Here is an 18,600-nt window from a genome sequence, read left to right as displayed (position 1 = left end):
AAAGGAAGCCTTTCATGTCTACGCCAAAAACCGCACTGATCATCGGCGCCTCGCGCGGGCTGGGCCTTGGCCTGGTCAAGCAACTGCTCCAGGACGGCTGGGACGTGACCGCCACCGTGCGCGATCCGAACAAGGCCGATGCCCTGAAAGCCGTGGGGCCGGTGCAGATCGAGAAGTTGGATATGGACGATCAGCAAGCCGTGATCGCCCTGGCCCAACGCCTGAAAGACCGCACCTTCGACCTGCTGTTCATCAACGCCGGCGTCAAGGGCCCAGCCAACCAGGAGCCCGGCCACGCAACCCTGGCGGAGGTCGGCCAGTTGTTCTTCACCAACGCCGTGGCGCCGATCAACCTGGCCCAGCGTTTTGTCGGGCAGATCCGCAAAGACACCGGCGTGCTGGCCTTCATGAGTTCGGTACTGGGCAGCGTGAGCATTCCCGACGGCTCGGACCTGGCGCTGTACAAGGCCAGCAAGGCCGCTCTCAACTCGATGACCAACAGCTTTATCACGCAACTGGGCGAGCCCAAACCCACGGTGCTGTCGCTGCATCCAGGTTGGGTGAAGACCGATATGGGCGGTGAAAATGCGCACATCGATGTCGAGACCAGCGTGCGCGGCCTGGTGGACCAGGTAAATGCCTACACCGGCAAAGGCGGCCATCACTTCATCGACTACAAAGGCGACACCATCGCCTGGTAACCCCCAAACTGTAGGAGCGAGCTTGCTCGCGAAAAACGCCCAGGCACCGCGTTAAACCAGACTGCCCGCGTCATCATTGACGATTTTCGCGAGCAAGCTCGCTCCTACAGCGTTAGACTGCCCACCTCGCCCTCCCCGGCGACCCTGGATCAGCAGACAGGGCAACACTGAGCTGGCAAACCTGAACCCATCATTCAGAGGAGCCGGCCAATGCCTGCGACCCGTATCTGGTTAAAAAACCCCCTCGCGATTTTCACTGCCAATGGCCTCGATGCCCGTGGCGGGCTGGTGCTGCAAGACGGTGTCATCACCGAAGTGCTGGCCCAAGGGCAAGCGCCTGCACAACCCTGCGCGCAGGTGTTCGATGCCCGCGAGCATGTGGTGCTGCCTGGGCTGATCAATACCCACCACCACTTCTATCAAACCCTCACCCGCGCCTGGGGCCCGGTGGTCAACCAGCCGCTGTTTCCCTGGCTGAAAACCCTGTACCCGGTATGGGCGCGGCTCACTCCGGAAAAACTCGCCCTGGCCAGCAAAGTCGCCTTGGCTGAACTGCTGCTCTCGGGCTGCACCACGGCGGCCGATCACCATTACCTGTTCCCCGATGGCTTGGAAAACGCCATTGATGTGCAGGTCGAAAGCGTGCGCGAACTGGGGATGCGCGCCATGCTCACCCGCGGTTCCATGAGCCTGGGCGAAGCCGATGGCGGCCTGCCGCCGCAGCAAACCGTGCAGCAAGGCCAGGTGATCCTCGAGGACAGCCAGCGCCTGATCCGCGAATATCACCAGCGCGGTGACGGCGCGCAGATCCAGATCGCCCTGGCACCGTGCTCGCCGTTTTCGGTCACCCCCGAAATCATGCAAGCCAGCGCCGAACTGGCCAACCAGTTGGACGTGCGCCTGCACACCCACTTGGCGGAAACCCTCGATGAGGAAGATTTCTGCCTGCAACGCTTCGGGCTGCGTACCGTGGATTATCTCGACAGCGTCGGCTGGCTTGGCCCGCGCACCTGGCTGGCTCACGGCATTCACTTCAACCCGGACGAAATCGAGCGCCTGGGCGCCGCCGGCACCGGCATCTGCCATTGCCCAAGCTCGAATATGCGCCTGGCCTCCGGCATCTGCCCTACCCTGGACCTGCTTGCCGCCGGCGCGCCCATCGGCTTGGGCGTGGACGGCTCGGCATCCAACGATGCCTCGAACATGATCCTTGAAGCGCGCCAGGCCCTGTACATCCAGCGCCTGCGTTATGGCGCGGAAAAGATCACCCCCGAAGGCGTATTGGGCTGGGCCACCAAGGGTTCGGCGCAGTTGCTGGGGCGTACGGATATTGGCGAGTTGGCCGTCGGCAAGCAGGCCGACCTGGCACTGTTCAAGCTCGATGAACTGCGCTTCTCCGGCAGCCATGACCCCATTTCCGCACTGCTGCTGTGCGGCGCGGACCGGGCAGACCGAGTGATGATTGGCGGCAAGTGGCGGGTGATCGACGGCCAAGTCGAAGGCCTGGACCTCAAGGGCTTGATCGCCGATCACAGCCAGGCAGCGCGCCAGTTGATCGCGGGCACCTAAGCCAGGCGCCAATCAAAATGTGGGAGCAAGCCCGCTCCCACATTGGGTCTGCGGCACCTTCAAATCGGTTACAACCCCAACAGCGACAACATGATAAAAGTCGCAAACAACACAAAATGCGTCATCCCTTCAATCGCATTGGTTTCACCATCGTTGAGGTTGATCGCGCTGACGATCAGCGTGATAAACACGATCACCGTTTGCACCGGCGTCATCGCCATCTGGAACGGCTGCCCGGTATAGAGCGCCATGGCTTCCATCACCGGCACCGTCAGAATCACCGTGGACAACGAAGCCCCCAGCGCAATGTTGACCACCGACTGCATGCGGTTGGCCAACGCGGCGCGCAGTGCCGTGAGGATTTCCGGCGCGGCCGAGATAGCCGCCACCACAATCGCGGTAATCACCGGCGGTGCGCCTGTGCCTTCCAGGCCCAGGTCGAGGGTCTTGGACATCACCTCGGCCAGCGCGCCAATCACGATCACCCCAAACACCAGGGTCGCAATGGAAAACGTCAGGCTGACAGACGGCGCGTGCTCGTCTTCGGGCTGTTTCTTGCGGCGTTTTTCCGGGTAGCTGTAGCTGAAGAAATAACTATGCGGCCCCACCTGCATGCGCAAAAACAAGGTGTAAAGCACCACCATCGCGCCAATGGTGAAGGCCGAGTAAATTTTCCAGTCGGCTTCGGGGATAAATTCCGGCACCACCATCGACACACCCATGGCGGTAAGAATCATCACGCTGTAGGTGCGCGCCGAGTCATCGTTGTAGGACTGTTCGCCATGCTTGATGCCGCCCATCAGCGCGGCCAAGCCGAGGATGCCGTTGATATCCAGCATCACCGCCGAGTAAATGGTGTCGCGTACCAGGGTGGGCGATGGCTCGTTGCTCATCATGATCGCCAGAATCACCACTTCCACCAATACAGCGGCGAGGGTCAGGATCATGGTGCCGTAGGGGTCGCCGACCTTTTCCGCCAACTGCTCGGCGTGATGGGCCACGCGCATCGACGCCATCACGATAAACGCGATCAGCGCAAAGCCGGCCAGCAGCGCAACCAGTTGGCCGCTGTGGAGCATCCAGTGTTCCAGCGGGTAGGCCGCGATGGCGGCAATCAGCGCCAGCAGCATGAATTTTTCTTGCTTGAGGGATGTGAGCATTCCGGGCCTTTTCGTGCAGCGAATCAGTCATTGATGGGGTACAGACTGCGCCGAGCCGCTAACGTTTCGTTACACCTTAGTTCAGGCCGCCCTTGCGTGAGGCACAGAAATACTCTCCTGCTGGTCAGGTTTTGCCGATTATTTCAGTCATGGCCTGTAGAATGCCGCCATTGCACCTGATGAGATTTTAAAAATGTACGATTGGCTCAACGCCCTGCCCAAGGCTGAATTGCACCTGCACCTGGAAGGCTCGCTGGAGCCTGAGCTGCTGTTCGCCCTGGCCGAGCGCAACAAGATTGCGCTGCCGTGGAACGACGTCGAAACCCTGCGCAAGGCCTACGCCTTCAACAACCTGCAAGAGTTTCTCGACCTGTATTACAAGGGCGCCGATGTGCTGCGCACGTCCCAGGACTTCTACGACCTGACCTGGGCCTACCTGCTGCGCTGCAAAGCCCAGAACGTGATCCACACCGAACCCTTCTTCGACCCGCAAACCCACACCGACCGTGGCGTGCCGTTCGAAGTGGTGCTCAACGGCATCGCCGCTGCGCTTAAAGACGGCGAGCAGCAACTGGGCATCACCAGCGGTTTGATCCTCAGCTTCCTGCGCCACCTGAGCGAAGACGAAGCGCAGAAAACCCTCGACCAGGCGCTGCCGTTCCGTGACGCGTTCGTGGCCGTGGGCCTGGACAGCTCGGAAATGGGCCACCCACCGAGCAAGTTCCAGCGCGTGTTCGACCGTGCCCGTCACGAAGGCTTCCTGACCGTGGCCCACGCCGGTGAAGAAGGCCCGCCCGAGTACATCTGGGAAGCCATCGACCTGCTGAAAATCCAGCGCATCGACCACGGCGTGCGAGCCATTGAAGATGAACGCCTGATGCAGCGCATCATCGACGAACAGATCCCGCTGACGGTATGCCCGCTGTCCAACACCAAGCTCTGCGTGTTCGACGACATGGCCCAGCACAACATCCTCGACATGCTCGAGCGTGGCGTGAAGGTCACCGTCAACTCGGATGACCCGGCGTACTTCGGCGGCTATGTCACCGAAAACTTCCATGCGCTGTACACCAGCCTGGGCATGACCCAGGACCAGGCCAAACGCCTGGCGCAGAACAGCCTGGATGCGCGGCTCGTGAAGCCATAACTGAATAGACCTGGACTCAAGCTGTGGGAGCTGGCTTGCCTGCGATAGCGGTGCATCAGCCAGCCTCTTACTGCCTGACCTACCGCTATCGCGGGCAAGCCCGGCTCCCACATGACCCCATCAGCTTCAAGCCTGGGTGAGTTCTTCCAGGGTCTTGCCCTTGGTCTCCATCCCAAACACCCACACCACCAGCGCCGCCACCGCAAAGCACAAGGCGCCCAAGGCAAATACCCCGCCCTGCCCGGTTATCGGGAACACCAGCCCGGTCACCAACGGCCCCAGCAACGAGCCAACCCGCCCAATCGCCGATGCAAACCCCGAGCCGGTCGCACGTGCAGAGGTGGGATACAACTCCGGCGTGTAGGTGTACAGCACCGCCCACATGCCAAACAGGAAGAACTGCATCAACAACCCCGAGGTGATCAGCAAGCCCACGTTGCCGCCAAACACTGCGCTCTGCCCATACAGAAACGCCATCACCCCGCCGCCCAATAAGGTCACCACACACACGGGCTTGCGCCCCCAGCGCTCGACCAACCACGCGGCCATCAAAAAGCCTGGGATCCCGCCCAGGGAAATGATCACCGTGTAATACACCGACTGGGTCACGGCAAAACCCGATTGCTGCAACAACGCACTCAACCACGATGTCAGCCCGTAGAACCCAAGCAGGGCGAAGAACCACACACTCCAGATCATCATCGTGCGCTGGCGGTACTGCGCCGACCACAACTGCTGGAACGCGGAGAAAAACGTCCCCGGTGCACTCTCGATCCGTGGCAGGGCAATCGGCTCCGGCAAGTCGGCGCGGCCCAGGGAATCGCGCACTTTCTGCTCGATGCCCAGCAAGACCTTGTCCGCCGCCTCATGGCGCCCCGCCTGTTCCAGCCAACGCGGTGACTCTGGGATAAAGAAACGGATAGCCAACACAAACACCGCCGGTATCGCCAACACCAGGAAGATGTCGCGCCAACCAATCACCGGCAATAAGAAGTAAGACAACACCCCCGCCGCCACAAAACCCAATGGCCAGAAACCATCCATCAAGGCGATGTAACGCCCACGCCGCTTGGCGGGGATCAGCTCCGACAGCATCGACTGGGCAATAGGAAATTCCATGCCCATGCCAATGCCCAGCAAGATCCGAAACAACGTCAGCGTCTCCACCGTCTGCGCCGTGGAACACAAGTAGCTCGCCAGGCCCCAAAGTACGATGCTCCACTGGAACACCGGTTTGCGCCCGAAGCGATCAGCAAGCATCCCGGACAGCGAAGCGCCCACCACCATGCCGAAAAAACTCGAGCTGGCCAGCAACCCGGCCTGGGCCGTACTCAGGCCAAACTCGGTTTTGATCGAGCCCAACAGGAAGGTCATCATCGCCAGGTCCATGGAGTCGAAGAAAAACGCCAGGGCGATGATGATGAAAATGACTCGGTGGTAACCGCTGATGGGCAACCGTTCCAGGCGTTCCGCCGCGCTATAACCCTGCCTACCCATGCCGCACCCCTCGAATGAAAAATCCCCTTGGCGAGTGTGCGGCATCATTTATGCCGGCTATTGCTGGATGCGACCTGACAACACCTGAGAACGACGCCAACGCCTGTAGGAGCGAGCTCGCTCGCGAAGATCGTCAACGTTAACGCGGGGGCTTCTGGATAAAACGCGGCGCACTCACGTTTTTCGCGAGCAAGCTCGCGCCTACAATTTGGCGATGCGGGCTATGTGCTCAAGCCCCACATCAGTGACAGACAAAGCCCGAGATTCGTTGATCACGCTGATCCAGTTCGCCTGCAGAAACAGCTGCATCAAGCCCGCCCCCAACGCACCGCCCAGGTGGGGTTGCTGCTGGCTCCAGTCGAAACAGTCGCAGGCCAGCGGCGTTGCCAGTGCCTGGGTAAAAATGCCCAGTTCCGCCAACGCCTGCACGCCCTTGGGCGTCACCTCGGTACGCGGCTCATGGCGTTCGATCCATCCGGCCTCAAGCATCCGTTGATAAAGCTGCGCCGCCAGCTCGCCGCCGAGGTGGCCGTGGCACCAGCGGGCACGGCGCAGCAACGGTGGTGCCCGCAGCGCCGGCGGCAACACATCCGGAGTGCTGCGGGCCGCGCTGGCCATGGTGGTGCTGGCCAGCGCATCGATGGCGGCGCTGACATCGGCGGCCGCGACACGAAACAGACGCTGGCCCCGTCGCGCCTCGATCCGCAGCAGGCCGCTGCCGGTCAGCCGCGCCAAATGCGCATTGGCTGACGCCGGCGACAACTCGGCCAGAGCCGCCAGTTCTTCTGAAGACTTCGCCGAACCGTCCATCAAGGCCCAGAGCATGGCCGTGCGTTTAGGCTCGGCGAGCAAGCTAGCGATCTGACTGATGCAAGGTGCTGCTCCCATGTATTCACTCCCTGTTAAACCATTTTTTCTGCTGCGGTTGACGCCCAAGTATAGGTGCGCAGGCAATAGGTTCCGCGGCGTCTGACAGTGCAGATCAGGACAGGATATGAGTGAAACTTCCGAGCGTGGCGCAGGCTATTGCCGAGAACCCATTCACCCCGGTCGCTGCGCGGTCAATGTCGCACAACGGGACACGAGCATGTCCCGCAGCAGATTGATGGGTTTACTCAATTGCGCACGGTGGGCGCACAGCAAGTTGAGCGGTGTGCGCTCGCCTTGCAGTTCCGGCAGGATCAAACGCAAGCGCCCGGCCAGCACATCGGTGCTCACATCCAGCCACGACTTGTAGGCAATGCCCATGCCCGCCACCGCCCAGCGGCGCACCACATCGGCATCGTCGCTGAAGCGATCGCCGCTGACCGTCAGGCTCACATGACGCTTGCCATCGTAAAAACCCCAATGGTCGTGCACGCGGCTGCCAAGCATGTACAGCAGGCAATTGTGCTGGGCCAGTTGTTCCAGATGGCGCGGCTCGCCATGCCGGGCGAGGTAACTGGGCGCGGCGCAGAGTACGCGAATATTGTCCGGGGCGATGGGCAGCGCAATCAGGCTGGAGTCTTCGGGTTCGCCGTAGCGCAGGGCAATGTCCACGGGCTGGCGGAACAGGTCGGCGATGCGATCACCGAGCAACAGGCGCACGTTCAGTTGCGGATGCTCCTGCTGGAAGGCGTCCAGCCACGGCAGCAGCTGGTTGCGGCCGAAATCCGAAGGTGCGGACAATTGCAACACACCACTGACGTGATCCTGGCTACTGGCCAATAAGCGCCGTCCTTCATCCAGCGCGCTCAGCGACGCGCGCGCGTACTCCAGAAAGCCCTCGCCTTCGGCCGTCAGGCGCAGGCTGCGGGTGGAACGTGCCAGCAAGCGCGTGCCCAGTTGCTGTTCGATACGCTTGAGCGCGGCGCTGGCCACCGCCGGCGACAAGTCCATGACCCGCGCCGCAGCTGACAGACTGCCCAAATCTGCGGCCCGCACAAACAACTGCAAATCATCAAAACGCAGCATGCATTCCCGCCCATTATCAATATTTGGTTGAAACAGCCTGCTGTTTTAGCCGCTTTTACCGGCGTGGGAAATAGCCAATCATCAGCCCATCCCGTTAGCCCGTGCCAGGAGTCGACTATGTCCACCGCTTTTAATGTCATCGCCACGCTGATCGCCAAACCCGGCCAGCACGCCACCCTGGAAACCCTGCTGCGCGGCCTGCTGGAACCGACCCGCCTGGAAGCCGGTTGCGAGCAGTACGACCTGCACCAGGACCTGCAACACCCCGAGACCTTCTACATGCTTGAGCGCTGGAGCGATGACGCGGCGCTGGCCGACCACGACCAGAGCGCGCATATCCAGAGCTTTCGCGCCCAGGCCGCCGATGTGATTGAGCACTTCGAACTCAAGCGCCTGAAATTTCTCGCCTGATCCCGCCTTTTTTGTAGGAGCGGGCTTGCTCGCGAAAACCCAAGGACGACGCGTTAAAACAGAAACACCACGTCATCGTTAACGCTTTTCGCGAGCAAGCTCGCTCCTACCTTGACCGTATTCACTTGGAGTCATCATGAAAGCCATCGCCTACTACACCTCACTGCCGATCAACGATCCAGAATCCCTGCAAGACATCGAACTGCCCGCCCCCGTGGCCGGCCCCCGTGACCTGTTGGTGGAAGTCAAAGCCATCTCGGTCAACCCGGTGGACACCAAAGTGCGCCAGAACGTCGCCCCGGAAAATGGCGCCGCCAAAGTGCTGGGCTGGGACGTGGCCGGGGTGGTCAAGGCGGTCGGCAGTGAGGTGACGTTGTTCAAGGCCGGCGACAAGGTCTACTACGCCGGTTCCCTGGTACGCCCAGGCGGCAACAGCGAACTGCACACCGTGGATGAACGTATCGTCGGCCATATGCCCAAGAGCCTGGGGTTTGCCGAAGCAGCCGCACTGCCGCTGACCGCCATCACCGCGTGGGAGCTGTTGTTCGAACGTTTGCAGGTGGCGCAAGGCAAAGACGATCAAGGCCAGAGCCTGCTGATCGTCGGCGCTGCCGGTGGCGTGGGGTCGATCCTGACTCAACTGGCCAACCAGCTCACCGCGCTGAAGGTCATCGGCACCGCCTCGCGCCCCGAGACCCAGGCATGGGCCAAGGCCCTGGGTGCACACGTGGTGATCGACCATAGCCAGCCACTGAGCGAAGCGTTAAAGCAGGCCGGTCACGAGCAAGTCACCCACGTTGCCAGCCTGACCCAGACCGAGCATCACCTGGACCAACTGGTCGAAGCGCTGCAACCCCAAGGCAAGCTGGCGTTGATCGACGATCCCAAGGCCCTGGATGTGAGCAAGCTCAAGCGCAAGAGCCTGTCGCTGCACTGGGAGTTCATGTACACCCGTTCGATGTTCGAGACGCCAGACATGATCGAGCAGCACAACCTGCTCAACCGCGTGGCCGAGCTGATCGACACCGGCACCCTGAAAACAACGGTAGGCGAGCACTTCGGTGTGATCAATGCGGCGAACCTGCGCCGCGCCCACGCCCTGCTGGAAAGCGGCAAGGCCAAGGGCAAGATCGTGCTGGAAGGGTTCTGAAAAAACGGCTGTCAGTGTCGTCCGTTACTCACGTAGGTAATGGACGACACCATTAGTCCGAGAGTTGATCCTTGTCATATCTATGCGCCCGTTCAGGTTTATATTGGCCGCCTTTGCCACGATTCTTTTACGTGAGGAAGTCAGCAATGAAAATCCTGATAAAAGCGTTAGCAAAATCCCCCGGCAGCCAATGGCAAGTTCGTCTCGACGGCGAGGCCATCACCTTCCGCAGTGAGGCCGAGGCCCGCGCCTTCGCCGCCACGCTGCAAGCCCGGATCCAGGCACCCCATCGTTTCCCCAACCAGCAACGTTCCGCTGGCTGACCCGAACTTCAGATCGGCGCCTGTACGGCCCTTGCCCGCTGCAGGCGCTGGGTCGCCATGGCAATGGTCACCGCCAGCACACCGCAGAGGCTGATGACCATGGCCATCGGCATCGCCGTGCCGTCGTGCAACACGCCGACCAACGACGCCGCGCCTGCCGCCACACCGAACTGAATGCAACCAAGCAACGCCGACGCGCTGCCGGCCCGAGCGCCCTGCCCGCTCATGGCACAGGCCGAAGTGTTCGGCAAAATGCAGCCCAGGCTGGCGATACAGATAAACAGCGGCACCAGCAACGGCCATAACGCCTCGGTACGCAACGCGGCAATTGCCAACAGCGTCAACGCCGCCACCACGTACACCCACACGGTGCGCGACAGCAAAAACGCCGGGCCGCGCTTGGCGAGCAATCTTGCGTTCAGTTGCGCCACCAGGATAAAGCCCGCGGCGTTGGAGCCGAACAACCAGCCGTAATGCTCGGCAGGCACGCCGTAGAGCTTGATAAACACGAAGGGGGAACCGGCGATGTAGGCAAACATCCCGGCAATCGAGATACCGCCGGTCAAGGCATAGCCCAGGTACACCCGGTCTGACAGTAGCGAGCCGTAGCGGCGCAACGAGCCCGACAACGGCTGGCGCGGCTGATCGGCCGGGAAGGTTTCCGGCAACCCGACCGCCACGGCGATGGCCGCCATCACGCTGAACAACGACAACGCCAGGAAAATCGACTGCCAGCCCCACACGCCGACCATCAGGCCACCGGCCAACGGCGCCAGGATCGGGGCCAGGCCGGTCACCAGCATCAGTTGCGAATACACCTTGGCCGAGCCCACGGCATCGCATTTGTCGCTGACCACCGCCCGGGAAATCACCATACCCGCACACCCGCCAAGGGCCTGCACGAAGCGCGCACCAATCAGCCATTCCAGGGAAGGCGCATACGCACAGGCAAAAGACGCGAGGGTAAACAGGGTGACGCCGCTGAGCAGCGGCACACGCCGGCCAAAACGGTCGGCCAGCGGCCCATAGATCAATTGACCAATGGCCAGGCCCGCGAAATAAACGGCCAGGGTCAGCTGGATATGTTTTTCGTCAGTGGCAAAAGCTGTAGCCATTGCCGGAAAGCCGGGCAGGTAAAAATCGATCGCCAACGGCGCGAAGGCGCTCAAGGCGCCCAGAATCAGGATTATGCGAAGGTTCATCAGACACCCAAGTGAGTCGGCAGCTCAACAGTCTAGCCGCGCTTGGGTGCCATGAACATTACGTTAGGTGGCTAACGATCAGAAAAATCACGCCAGCTTGGCGCTGTAGCCTTCCTCGGTGATCAGACCGATCACTTGGTCCGAGGACAGACCGCTTGCCACCCGCACTTCTTTGGCCTTCAAATCGACTTCCACACTCGCCGCCGGATCCTGGCTCTGTACCGCCTGGGTCACCGCTTTAACGCAATGGCCGCAGGTCATTCCTTCAACGCTGAATATTTGCATGACATGACTCCTTTGATGAGGTTGAGCCCAGTGTCGAGCTTGCCATGATGGCAAGGTCAAGTTCTCAGTATTTCTGCCGGGCTGGTATTCGGCGGCGACGTCGGCCAAGCTTCAACCTTCCTAGCTGTGAACCACGGAGCATTCGCCATGCGCTGGTTGTTTTTTACCCTTGCCGGCCTGATAAGCGTTCCTGCCGCTGCGCCCCAGGCTCTGGCAGCTGAAGATTATGCGGTGCTGATTATTTCCCGCGAACGCCTGGAAGTGCCGACCTACTGCGAGATCGGCCTGTATATCCAGGACCAACTCGCCGGGCGTCTGTTCCAGGAACAGGCCACTTCATTCAATCTTCCCCCCGGCGATACGTCGCTGCGCCTGAAACTGTTGCCGGGCCAAGCGCCAGGCTGTCAGCCGGGCATGCTCGCACCTGCCGCGCAGAACATCACGTTGAAAGCCGGTGATGTACGCAAATTGCGCATTGCCCTGGGCCCGGACGGCATGTACCTCAAAGCTGCGGCATTGGAATACTGAAGGGGCTTGACCTTCCCCACAGGTTAAGGTTGATCCTAGTGGCAACTTCTCTTGGAGGACTGCCCCAATGAATGGATCCACCACCTTTGACCTGCCCATCGGCGGCATGACCTGTGCCAGCTGTGCCGGGCGGGTCGAACGCGCGCTGGGCAAGGTGCCGGGCGTGCAACGTGTCAGCGTCAACCTGGCCAATGAACGCGCGCACATCGAAGTACAGGGCCAGATGGACCCCAGCGTGCTGATCGCCGCCGTCGACAAGGCCGGCTACACCGCCACCCTGCCCCAAAGCGAAACCGCCACCGACGCCGATCAAGCCCGACGCCTGCGCCGCGAGCGCTGGTCGCTGGTGGCGGGCATTCTGCTGGCGTTGCCTTTGGTGCTGCCAATGCTGGTAGAACCCTTCGGCCTGCACTGGATGCTCCCCGCCTGGATACAGTTTGCCCTGGCCACCCCCGTGCAATTCATCCTGGGTGCGCGCTTTTACGTCGCCGCGTGGAAAGCCGTGCGTGCCGGCGCTGGCAATATGGACCTGCTGGTGGCGATCGGCACCAGTGCCGGCTACGGCCTGAGTATCTATGAATGGCTCACCGCCGCCCCAGGCGTGACGCCGCACCTGTACTTCGAAGCCTCGGCGGTGGTGATCGCCCTGGTGCTGCTGGGCAAATACCTGGAAAGCCGCGCCAAGCGCCAGACCGCCAGTGCCATTCGCGCCCTTGAAGCCTTGCGGCCGGAACGGGCGATTCGCGTGCAGGACGGCCGTGAAGAAGACGTCGCCATCAGCGCGTTGAAGCACGGTGACCTGGTGCTGGTCAAACCCGGCGAACGCTTCCCGGTGGACGGTGAGGTGGTGGAAGGCCAGAGCCATGCCGATGAAGCGCTGATCAGCGGCGAAAGCCTGCCGGTGCCCAAACAACCCGGCGACGCGGTCACCGGTGGCGCGATCAACGGTGAAGGCCGTTTGCTGGTGCGCACCCTGGCCCTGGGCGCGGAAAGCGTGCTGGCGCGCATCATCCGCCTGGTCGAAGACGCCCAGGCCGCCAAGGCGCCGATTCAGAAACTGGTGGATAAAGTCAGCCAGGTGTTCGTGCCGGCCGTGCTGGTATTGGCGCTGATTACCGTAGTGGGCTGGTGGCTGTACGGCGCCTCCCTGGAAACTGCCATCATCAATGCGGTGGCCGTGCTGGTGATCGCCTGTCCTTGTGCCTTGGGCCTGGCCACGCCGACCGCGATCATGGCCGGCACCGGCGTCGCCGCACGCCACGGCATTCTGATCAAGGACGCCGAAGCCCTGGAGCGCGCCCATGCCGTGAGCGCCGTGGTGTTCGACAAGACCGGCACCCTCACCTCCGGCGCGCCCAACATTGCGCATTTGGCGGCCGTGGATGGCAACGAAGCCCTGCTGTTGCAACAGGCCGGCGCCTTGCAGCGCGGCAGTGAACACCCACTGGCCAAGGCTGTGCTGGATGCTTGCCGCGAAAAAGGCTTGGACGTGGCCGATGTGAGCGCCAGCCAATCCCTGACCGGACGCGGCATTGCCGGTACGCTCGACGGTCGGCCGCTGGCACTGGGCAATCGTCGCTTGCTGGAAGAAACCGGCCTGGACGCAGGCGATTTAGGCCCGCGTGCCAAGGAATGGGAGGCCGAAGGCCGCACCTTGTCCTGGCTGATCGAGCAAGGCGCGCAGCCCCGCGTGCTGGGGCTGTTTGCCTTTGGCGACACGCTCAAGCCCGGCGCGTTGCAGGCCGTGCAACAACTCAAGGCGCAGCACATCAGCAGCCACCTGATCACTGGCGACAACCACGGCAGTGCGCGGGTGGTGGCCGAGGCATTGGGCATCGACGATGTGCATGCCGAGGTACTGCCCGCCTACAAAGCCGCTGCCGTGGCCGAGCTGAAAAAAACCGGCGTGGTGGCCATGGTGGGCGACGGTATCAACGATGCGCCGGCCCTGGCCGCTGCCGATATCGGCATCGCCATGGGCGGCGGCACCGACGTGGCCATGCACGCCGCCGGTATCACCTTGATGCGTGGCGACCCGCGCCTGGTGCCGGCCGCCCTGGAGATCAGCCGCAAGACCTACGCGAAAATTCGACAGAATCTGTTCTGGGCCTTTGTGTATAACTTGATCGGCATTCCCCTGGCCGCCTTCGGCCTGCTCAACCCGGTACTGGCTGGCGCCGCCATGGCCTTGTCCAGCGTCAGCGTGGTGAGTAATGCGCTGTTGTTGAAAACCTGGAAACCCAAGGACTTGGAGGATCAACGCCCATGAACATCGGCCAAGCCGCCCGCACCAGCGGGCTAAGCGCGAAGATGATTCGCTACTACGAATCCATTGGCCTGCTGAAAACCGCCCACCGCACCGACAGCGGCTACCGCGTGTACGGCCACGATGACCTGCACACCCTGACGTTCATCAAGCGCTCGCGGGACCTGGGGTTTTCACTGGAAGAAGTCGGCAAGTTGCTGACCCTGTGGGAGGACCGCCAGCGGGCCAGCGCCGATGTAAAAGCCCTGGCGCGCCAGCACATCGACGAGTTGAACCACAAGATTCGCGAGCTGGGGCAACTGCGCGATACCTTGCAGGACCTGATGGAGCACTGCCAGGGAGATCATCGGCCCGATTGCCCGATACTCAAGGAGTTGGCGGCAGGCAACTGCTGCGCCTGATGCTCTGGCTTGATACACGCAATCCAAATGTGGGAGGAAGTGACTGAACCACCGCCATCGGGGCAAGCCCTAATTTTTGTAGGAGCGAGCTTGCTCGCGAAAAACTCAAAGACGCCGCGTCCACTCAGGAAGCACGCGTTATCGTTGACGCTTTTCGCGAGCAAGCTCGCTCCTACAGGGCATTAGGGCAAGCCCCCTCCCACATTTTGATCTTCATGTACCCGAAGATCACTGCATCCAAGGCGGCGGCGGTGGCTCGTCCGGTACTTTGCTCGGTGGCGCATCATCCGCTGCGCGAATCGCCTGGCGACGCTCTTCATCCAGCCGCGCCGCTTCGATTTCGCGGATCACACCGCCCACATCCGCCAGTTCTTCCGGCTCGTCGAACTCACCGGTCAACACACTGGCCGGGTGCAAGGTGCCGGCTTCATACAGCGCCCACATTTCCTTGGCGTACTTGGTCTTCTTCAACTCCGGGGCAAAACGCCCGAAGTAGGAAGCCATGTTGCCGACGTCGCGCTCCAGCATGCTGAAGGCATGGTTGTTGCCCGCTGCATCCACCGCCTGGGGCAGGTCGATGATCACCGGGCCCGTAGGCGTAAGCAGTACGTTGAACTCGGACAGGTCACCGTGCACCAGGCCGGTGCACAGCATCAGCACGATCTGGGAGATCAGGAAGGCGTGGTATTCACGCGCTTGGTCCGGCTCCAGCACTACGTCATTCAGACGCGGCGCCGCATCGCCGTACTCGTCGGCCACCAGTTCCATCAACAGCACGCCTTCAAGGAAGTCGAACGGCTGGGGCACGCGAACGCCCGCACCGGCCAGGCGGAACAGCGCCGCCACTTCAGCGTTCTGCCAGGCATCTTCGGTTTCTTTCTTACCGAACTTGGAGCCTTTGGCCATGGCTCGCGCCTGGCGGCTGTTACGGACCTTACGGCCTTCCTGGTATTCGGACGCTTGACGAAAACTTCGTTTATTCGCCTCCTTGTAAACCTTGGCGCAACGCAATTCATTGCCGCAGCGCACCACATAAACAGCTGCTTCTTTACCACTCATCAGAGGGCGCAGCACTTCGTCGACCAGACCGTCTTCGATCAGGGGTTCAATGCGTTTAGGAGTCTTCATCAGCTTTTATTGTGGGTCCTGTATTACCAAACACGCGTGTGGCACTCGTTATACGGCAATCGGCTCGCCGGGGGGAGAGGCTACTGACCTCTGACCCCTTCAGAATGCATTCAATGGGCCAATTTTGTCGGCAATCAGCGTTCGATTATCGCCGTCACGCCTTGGCCACCGGCGGCACAGATGGAAATCAGCCCACGGCCCTTGCCCGCCGCATCCAATAATTTAGCCAAGTTGGCGACGATCCGCCCACCGGTGGCGGCAAACGGATGGCCCGCCGCCAGGGAACTGCCCTTGACGTTCAGCCGGCTGCGGTCGATAGACCCCAACGGCGCGTCCAGGCCCAGGCGGGTCTTGCAATAGTCGGCGTCTTCCCAGGCCTTAAGCGTGCACAGCACTTGGGCGGCGAAGGCTTCGTGGATCTCGTAATAATCAAAGTCCTGCAAGGTCAGGCCATTGCGCGCCAGCAAGCGCGGTACTGCATACACCGGCGCCATCAACAGGCCCTCGGCGCCGTGGACGAAATCCACCGCCGCTGCTTCGCCATCGCGCAAGTAAGCCAGGATCGGCAGGCCGCGCTCCTTGGCCCACGCCTCGCTGCCCAGCAGCACCAGGGAGGCACCATCGGTCAGCGGTGTCGAGTTGCCGGCGGTGAGCGTGCCCTTTTCGCTGCGCTCGAAGGCCGGCTTGAGGCTGGCGAGTTTTTCCAGGGTCAGGTCGGGGCGCAGGTTGTTGTCGCGGGTGAGGCCGAGAAAGGGCGTAAGCAAATCGTTGTGCCAGCCTTCGGCGTAGGCCGCCGCCATCTTCTGATGGCTCTCCAGCGCCAGCTGGTCCTGCTCGGCGCGGGGGATCTGCCAGGTCTGGGCCATCAGCTCGCAGTGCTGGCCCATGGACAAACCGGTGCGCGGTTCGCCGTTGCGCGGCAGCTCCGGCTTGAGGTGCTGGGGACGAAGTTGTAACAGGAGTTTTAATTTATCTCCCAGGGATTTGCTGCGGTTGGCTTGCAGCAGGATCTTGCGTAGCCCTTCATTCACGCCAATCGGTGCATCCGAGGTGGTATCCACCCCGCCGGCAATACCGCACTCGATCTGGCCCAGGGCAATTTTATTGGCCACCAGCAGCGCCGCCTCCAGCCCCGTGCCACAGGCTTGCTGGATGTCGTACGCAGGGGTTTGCGGTGACAGGCGCGAGCCGAGCACGCATTCACGCGTCAGGTTGAAATCACGGGAATGTTTGAGTACCGCACCGGCGGCCACCTCGCCCATGCGCAGGCCGTGCAGGTTGTAGCGCTCGATCAGGCCCTCCAGCGCGGCGGTCAGCATCGCCTGGTTACTCGCCGTGGCGTAAGGGCCATTGGAACGGGCGAAAGGAATGCGGTTACCGCCAATGATCGCTACACGGCGCAATTGAGTCATGGAAAGCTCCCTTGTGGTGGTGGGTGGAATCATCAAGCCTAGCCTAGGCTCAATCGAACGACTGCCACCCCAGGGTGGTCAACCTTTGAACCCCAGCCTTCGGAGAGCGTTCCATGTCTGACCGTTATATCGACTTCGCCAACTCAAGCCTCGGCCATCGCCTGGTCGCCGCCATTGGCCTGCCGTCACCGGTACGCCTGGAACGCTGGCAAGCCGGACGCCTGCGCCCGGTCGAAGGCGCACTGCTGCTGGGCGGTGGCGCATTGGCAACCCAGGTGCTGGCGTTTGCCAACCGACTCACCGACGCCGTCTACCGCTACGGCGCCGAGGCCTCGACAGCGCCCGCATGGATTCCCGGCCACGGCCCCAAGCTCAAGGCGGTGGTGTTTGACGCCAGCGGTTTGCAGCACACCGACCAGCTCAAACAATTGCGTGAATTCTTCCAACCGCTGCTGAAAAACCTCGACCACAGTGCCCACCTGGTGATCCTTGGCCGTGGGCCGGAAAGCCTCAGCGACCCCTTCGCCGCCAGCGCCCAGCGCGCCCTGGAAGGCTTCAGCCGCTCCCTGGCCAAGGAATTGCGCAGCGGTGGCGTGCTGCAGTTGCTGTACGTGGGCGACGGTGCCGAAGACCAGTTGGAAGGCGCGCTACGGTTTTTCCTCTCGCCCAAAAGCGCGTACATCTCCGGCCAGGTGATTCGCCTGACGGCCTGCGATACCCCGGTGCAAGACTGGACGCGCCCATTGGCCGGGCGCAAGGCGTTGGTGACCGGCGCCGCTCGAGGCATCGGTGCCTCTATCGCCGAAACCCTGGCCCGCGACGGCGCCGACGTCATTGTGCTCGATGTGCCCCAGGCCAAGGCCGACCTCGAAGCCCTGGCCGCGCGCCTGAATGCGCGCACAGTGGTGCTGGATATCTGCGCCGAAGATGCCGCCCGCCAACTGGCCGAGCACCTGCCAGACGGGCTCGACATCCTGGTGCACAACGCCGGTATCACCCGCGATAAAACCCTGGCCAACATGACCCCGGAATACTGGGACGCAGTGCTGGCGGTCAACCTCAGGGCTCCGCAAGTGCTGACCAAGGCCCTGCTCGACAGCGGCACTCTGCAAGACAATGCACGGGTGGTATTGCTGGCCTCCATCAGTGGCATCGCCGGCAACCGTGGGCAAACCAACTATGCCGCGAGCAAGGCCGGATTGATCGGCCTGGCTCAAGCCTGGGCGCCGCTGTTGAAGGAGCGTGGGATCAGCATCAACGCCGTCGCGCCAGGGTTTATCGAAACCCAGATGACCGCGCATATTCCCTTCGCCCTGCGCGAGGCCGGGCGCCGCATGAGCTCCCTGGGCCAAGGTGGCTTGCCTCAGGATGTGGCCGAAGCCGTCGCCTGGCTAAGCCAGCCGGGTTCCGGTGCGGTCAGCGGCCAAGCGCTGCGGGTGTGTGGGCAAAGCCTGCTGGGAGCTTGAG

At 62.0% G+C, this 18,600-nt stretch carries 18 protein-coding genes; 10 read left to right on the top strand and 8 right to left on the bottom strand.

Features of this window, described 5'->3' with window-relative positions; genetic code table 11:
• Positions 1-14 precede the first annotated feature (14 nt).
• Together HU731_RS19355 and HU731_RS19350 are read left to right on the top strand one after the other, a co-directional pair.
• Entirely contained in the window at positions 15-701 is a 687-nt protein-coding gene (locus HU731_RS19355; protein WP_186608902.1) for an SDR family oxidoreductase, read from the top strand.
• Positions 702-911: 210 nt separating this feature from the next.
• Positions 912-2,270 carry an 8-oxoguanine deaminase gene (locus HU731_RS19350; RefSeq protein ID WP_186608900.1) on the top strand — a complete coding sequence of 453 codons (1,359 nt, stop codon included), beginning with the start codon at positions 912-914 and terminating at the stop codon, positions 2,268-2,270.
• Positions 2,271-2,338: 68 nt separating this feature from the next.
• Here HU731_RS19350 and HU731_RS19345 read toward each other — a convergent pair whose 3' ends face one another.
• The gene (locus HU731_RS19345) at positions 2,339-3,430 is read right to left on the bottom strand and encodes a calcium:cation antiporter (protein WP_186608898.1); all 1,092 of its coding nucleotides are present in this window, start codon (positions 3,428-3,430) and stop codon (positions 2,339-2,341) included.
• 193 nt (positions 3,431-3,623) lie between these two features.
• Here HU731_RS19345 and HU731_RS19340 point away from each other — a divergent pair, with 193 nt between their 5' ends.
• Positions 3,624-4,577 (top strand): adenosine deaminase, encoded by a 954-nt coding sequence (locus tag HU731_RS19340; protein WP_003171521.1) that lies wholly within the window; start codon positions 3,624-3,626, stop codon positions 4,575-4,577.
• Between the two features lie 126 nt (positions 4,578-4,703).
• Here HU731_RS19340 and HU731_RS19335 read toward each other — a convergent pair whose 3' ends face one another.
• The 3 genes from HU731_RS19335 to vimR form a co-directional block, all read right to left on the bottom strand.
• Positions 4,704-6,074 (bottom strand): MFS transporter, encoded by a 1,371-nt coding sequence (locus tag HU731_RS19335; protein ID WP_032893724.1) that lies wholly within the window; start codon positions 6,072-6,074, stop codon positions 4,704-4,706.
• A 201-nt stretch (positions 6,075-6,275) separates the two neighbouring features.
• Positions 6,276-6,962 carry an ArsR/SmtB family transcription factor gene (locus tag HU731_RS19330; protein ID WP_186608896.1) on the bottom strand — a complete coding sequence of 229 codons (687 nt, stop codon included), beginning with the start codon at positions 6,960-6,962 and terminating at the stop codon, positions 6,276-6,278.
• Between the two features lie 153 nt (positions 6,963-7,115).
• Entirely contained in the window at positions 7,116-8,027 is a 912-nt protein-coding gene (vimR, locus tag HU731_RS19325) for a transcription regulator VimR (protein ID WP_186608894.1), read from the bottom strand.
• Positions 8,028-8,144: 117 nt separating this feature from the next.
• Between vimR and HU731_RS19320 the strand changes: the two genes are divergently transcribed.
• The 3 genes from HU731_RS19320 to HU731_RS19310 all read left to right on the top strand — a co-directional run bounded on the left by HU731_RS19320 (position 8,145) and on the right by HU731_RS19310 (position 9,911).
• The gene (locus HU731_RS19320) at positions 8,145-8,438 is read left to right on the top strand and encodes a putative quinol monooxygenase (RefSeq protein ID WP_032893727.1); all 294 of its coding nucleotides are present in this window, start codon (positions 8,145-8,147) and stop codon (positions 8,436-8,438) included.
• A 136-nt stretch (positions 8,439-8,574) separates the two neighbouring features.
• Positions 8,575-9,588, top strand: coding sequence for a zinc-binding alcohol dehydrogenase family protein (locus HU731_RS19315; RefSeq protein WP_186608893.1), 1,014 nt, complete (start codon positions 8,575-8,577; stop codon positions 9,586-9,588).
• A 146-nt stretch (positions 9,589-9,734) separates the two neighbouring features.
• Entirely contained in the window at positions 9,735-9,911 is a 177-nt protein-coding gene (locus HU731_RS19310; protein ID WP_186608892.1) for a hypothetical protein, read from the top strand.
• Between the two features lie 8 nt (positions 9,912-9,919).
• Here HU731_RS19310 and HU731_RS19305 read toward each other — a convergent pair whose 3' ends face one another.
• Both HU731_RS19305 and HU731_RS19300 read right to left on the bottom strand, forming a co-directional pair.
• Positions 9,920-11,113 carry a multidrug effflux MFS transporter gene (locus HU731_RS19305; protein ID WP_186608891.1) on the bottom strand — a complete coding sequence of 398 codons (1,194 nt, stop codon included), beginning with the start codon at positions 11,111-11,113 and terminating at the stop codon, positions 9,920-9,922.
• An 87-nt stretch (positions 11,114-11,200) separates the two neighbouring features.
• Positions 11,201-11,398 (bottom strand): heavy-metal-associated domain-containing protein, encoded by a 198-nt coding sequence (locus tag HU731_RS19300; protein WP_032893730.1) that lies wholly within the window; start codon positions 11,396-11,398, stop codon positions 11,201-11,203.
• A 147-nt stretch (positions 11,399-11,545) separates the two neighbouring features.
• On the opposite strand from HU731_RS19300, the gene HU731_RS19295 reads away from it, so the two are divergent.
• The 3 genes from HU731_RS19295 (at position 11,546) to cueR (ending at position 14,593) form a co-directional block, all read left to right on the top strand.
• A complete protein-coding gene (locus HU731_RS19295; protein WP_186608890.1) occupies positions 11,546-11,926 on the top strand; it encodes a hypothetical protein in 381 nt (126 codons plus the stop codon).
• 67 nt (positions 11,927-11,993) lie between these two features.
• Positions 11,994-14,195 carry a heavy metal translocating P-type ATPase gene (locus HU731_RS19290; protein WP_186608889.1) on the top strand — a complete coding sequence of 734 codons (2,202 nt, stop codon included), beginning with the start codon at positions 11,994-11,996 and terminating at the stop codon, positions 14,193-14,195.
• A complete protein-coding gene (gene cueR / locus HU731_RS19285) occupies positions 14,192-14,593 on the top strand; it encodes a Cu(I)-responsive transcriptional regulator (RefSeq protein ID WP_003188242.1) in 402 nt (133 codons plus the stop codon). The genes HU731_RS19290 and cueR overlap by 4 nt, the downstream gene beginning before the upstream one ends.
• Before the next feature lie 228 nt (positions 14,594-14,821).
• Here cueR and HU731_RS19280 read toward each other — a convergent pair whose 3' ends face one another.
• Together HU731_RS19280 and HU731_RS19275 are read right to left on the bottom strand one after the other, a co-directional pair.
• Positions 14,822-15,721 carry a PA4780 family RIO1-like protein kinase gene (locus tag HU731_RS19280; RefSeq protein WP_014716761.1) on the bottom strand — a complete coding sequence of 300 codons (900 nt, stop codon included), beginning with the start codon at positions 15,719-15,721 and terminating at the stop codon, positions 14,822-14,824.
• Between the two features lie 134 nt (positions 15,722-15,855).
• A complete protein-coding gene (locus HU731_RS19275; RefSeq protein ID WP_106111814.1) occupies positions 15,856-17,133 on the bottom strand; it encodes an acetyl-CoA C-acetyltransferase in 1,278 nt (425 codons plus the stop codon).
• Between the two features lie 113 nt (positions 17,134-17,246).
• Here HU731_RS19275 and HU731_RS19270 point away from each other — a divergent pair, with 113 nt between their 5' ends.
• The gene (locus HU731_RS19270) at positions 17,247-18,599 is read left to right on the top strand and encodes a 3-oxoacyl-ACP reductase (protein ID WP_186608888.1); all 1,353 of its coding nucleotides are present in this window, start codon (positions 17,247-17,249) and stop codon (positions 18,597-18,599) included.
• The last annotated feature ends 1 nt before the right edge of the window (position 18,600 follow it).

Origin of the sequence: Pseudomonas salmasensis, assembly GCF_014268375.2 — a bacterium.
GTDB lineage: Bacteria > Pseudomonadota > Gammaproteobacteria > Pseudomonadales > Pseudomonadaceae > Aquipseudomonas > Aquipseudomonas salmasensis.
The sequence above is the reverse complement of the archived record's forward strand: the minus strand, read 5'-3'. Positions and strand labels throughout refer to the sequence as shown.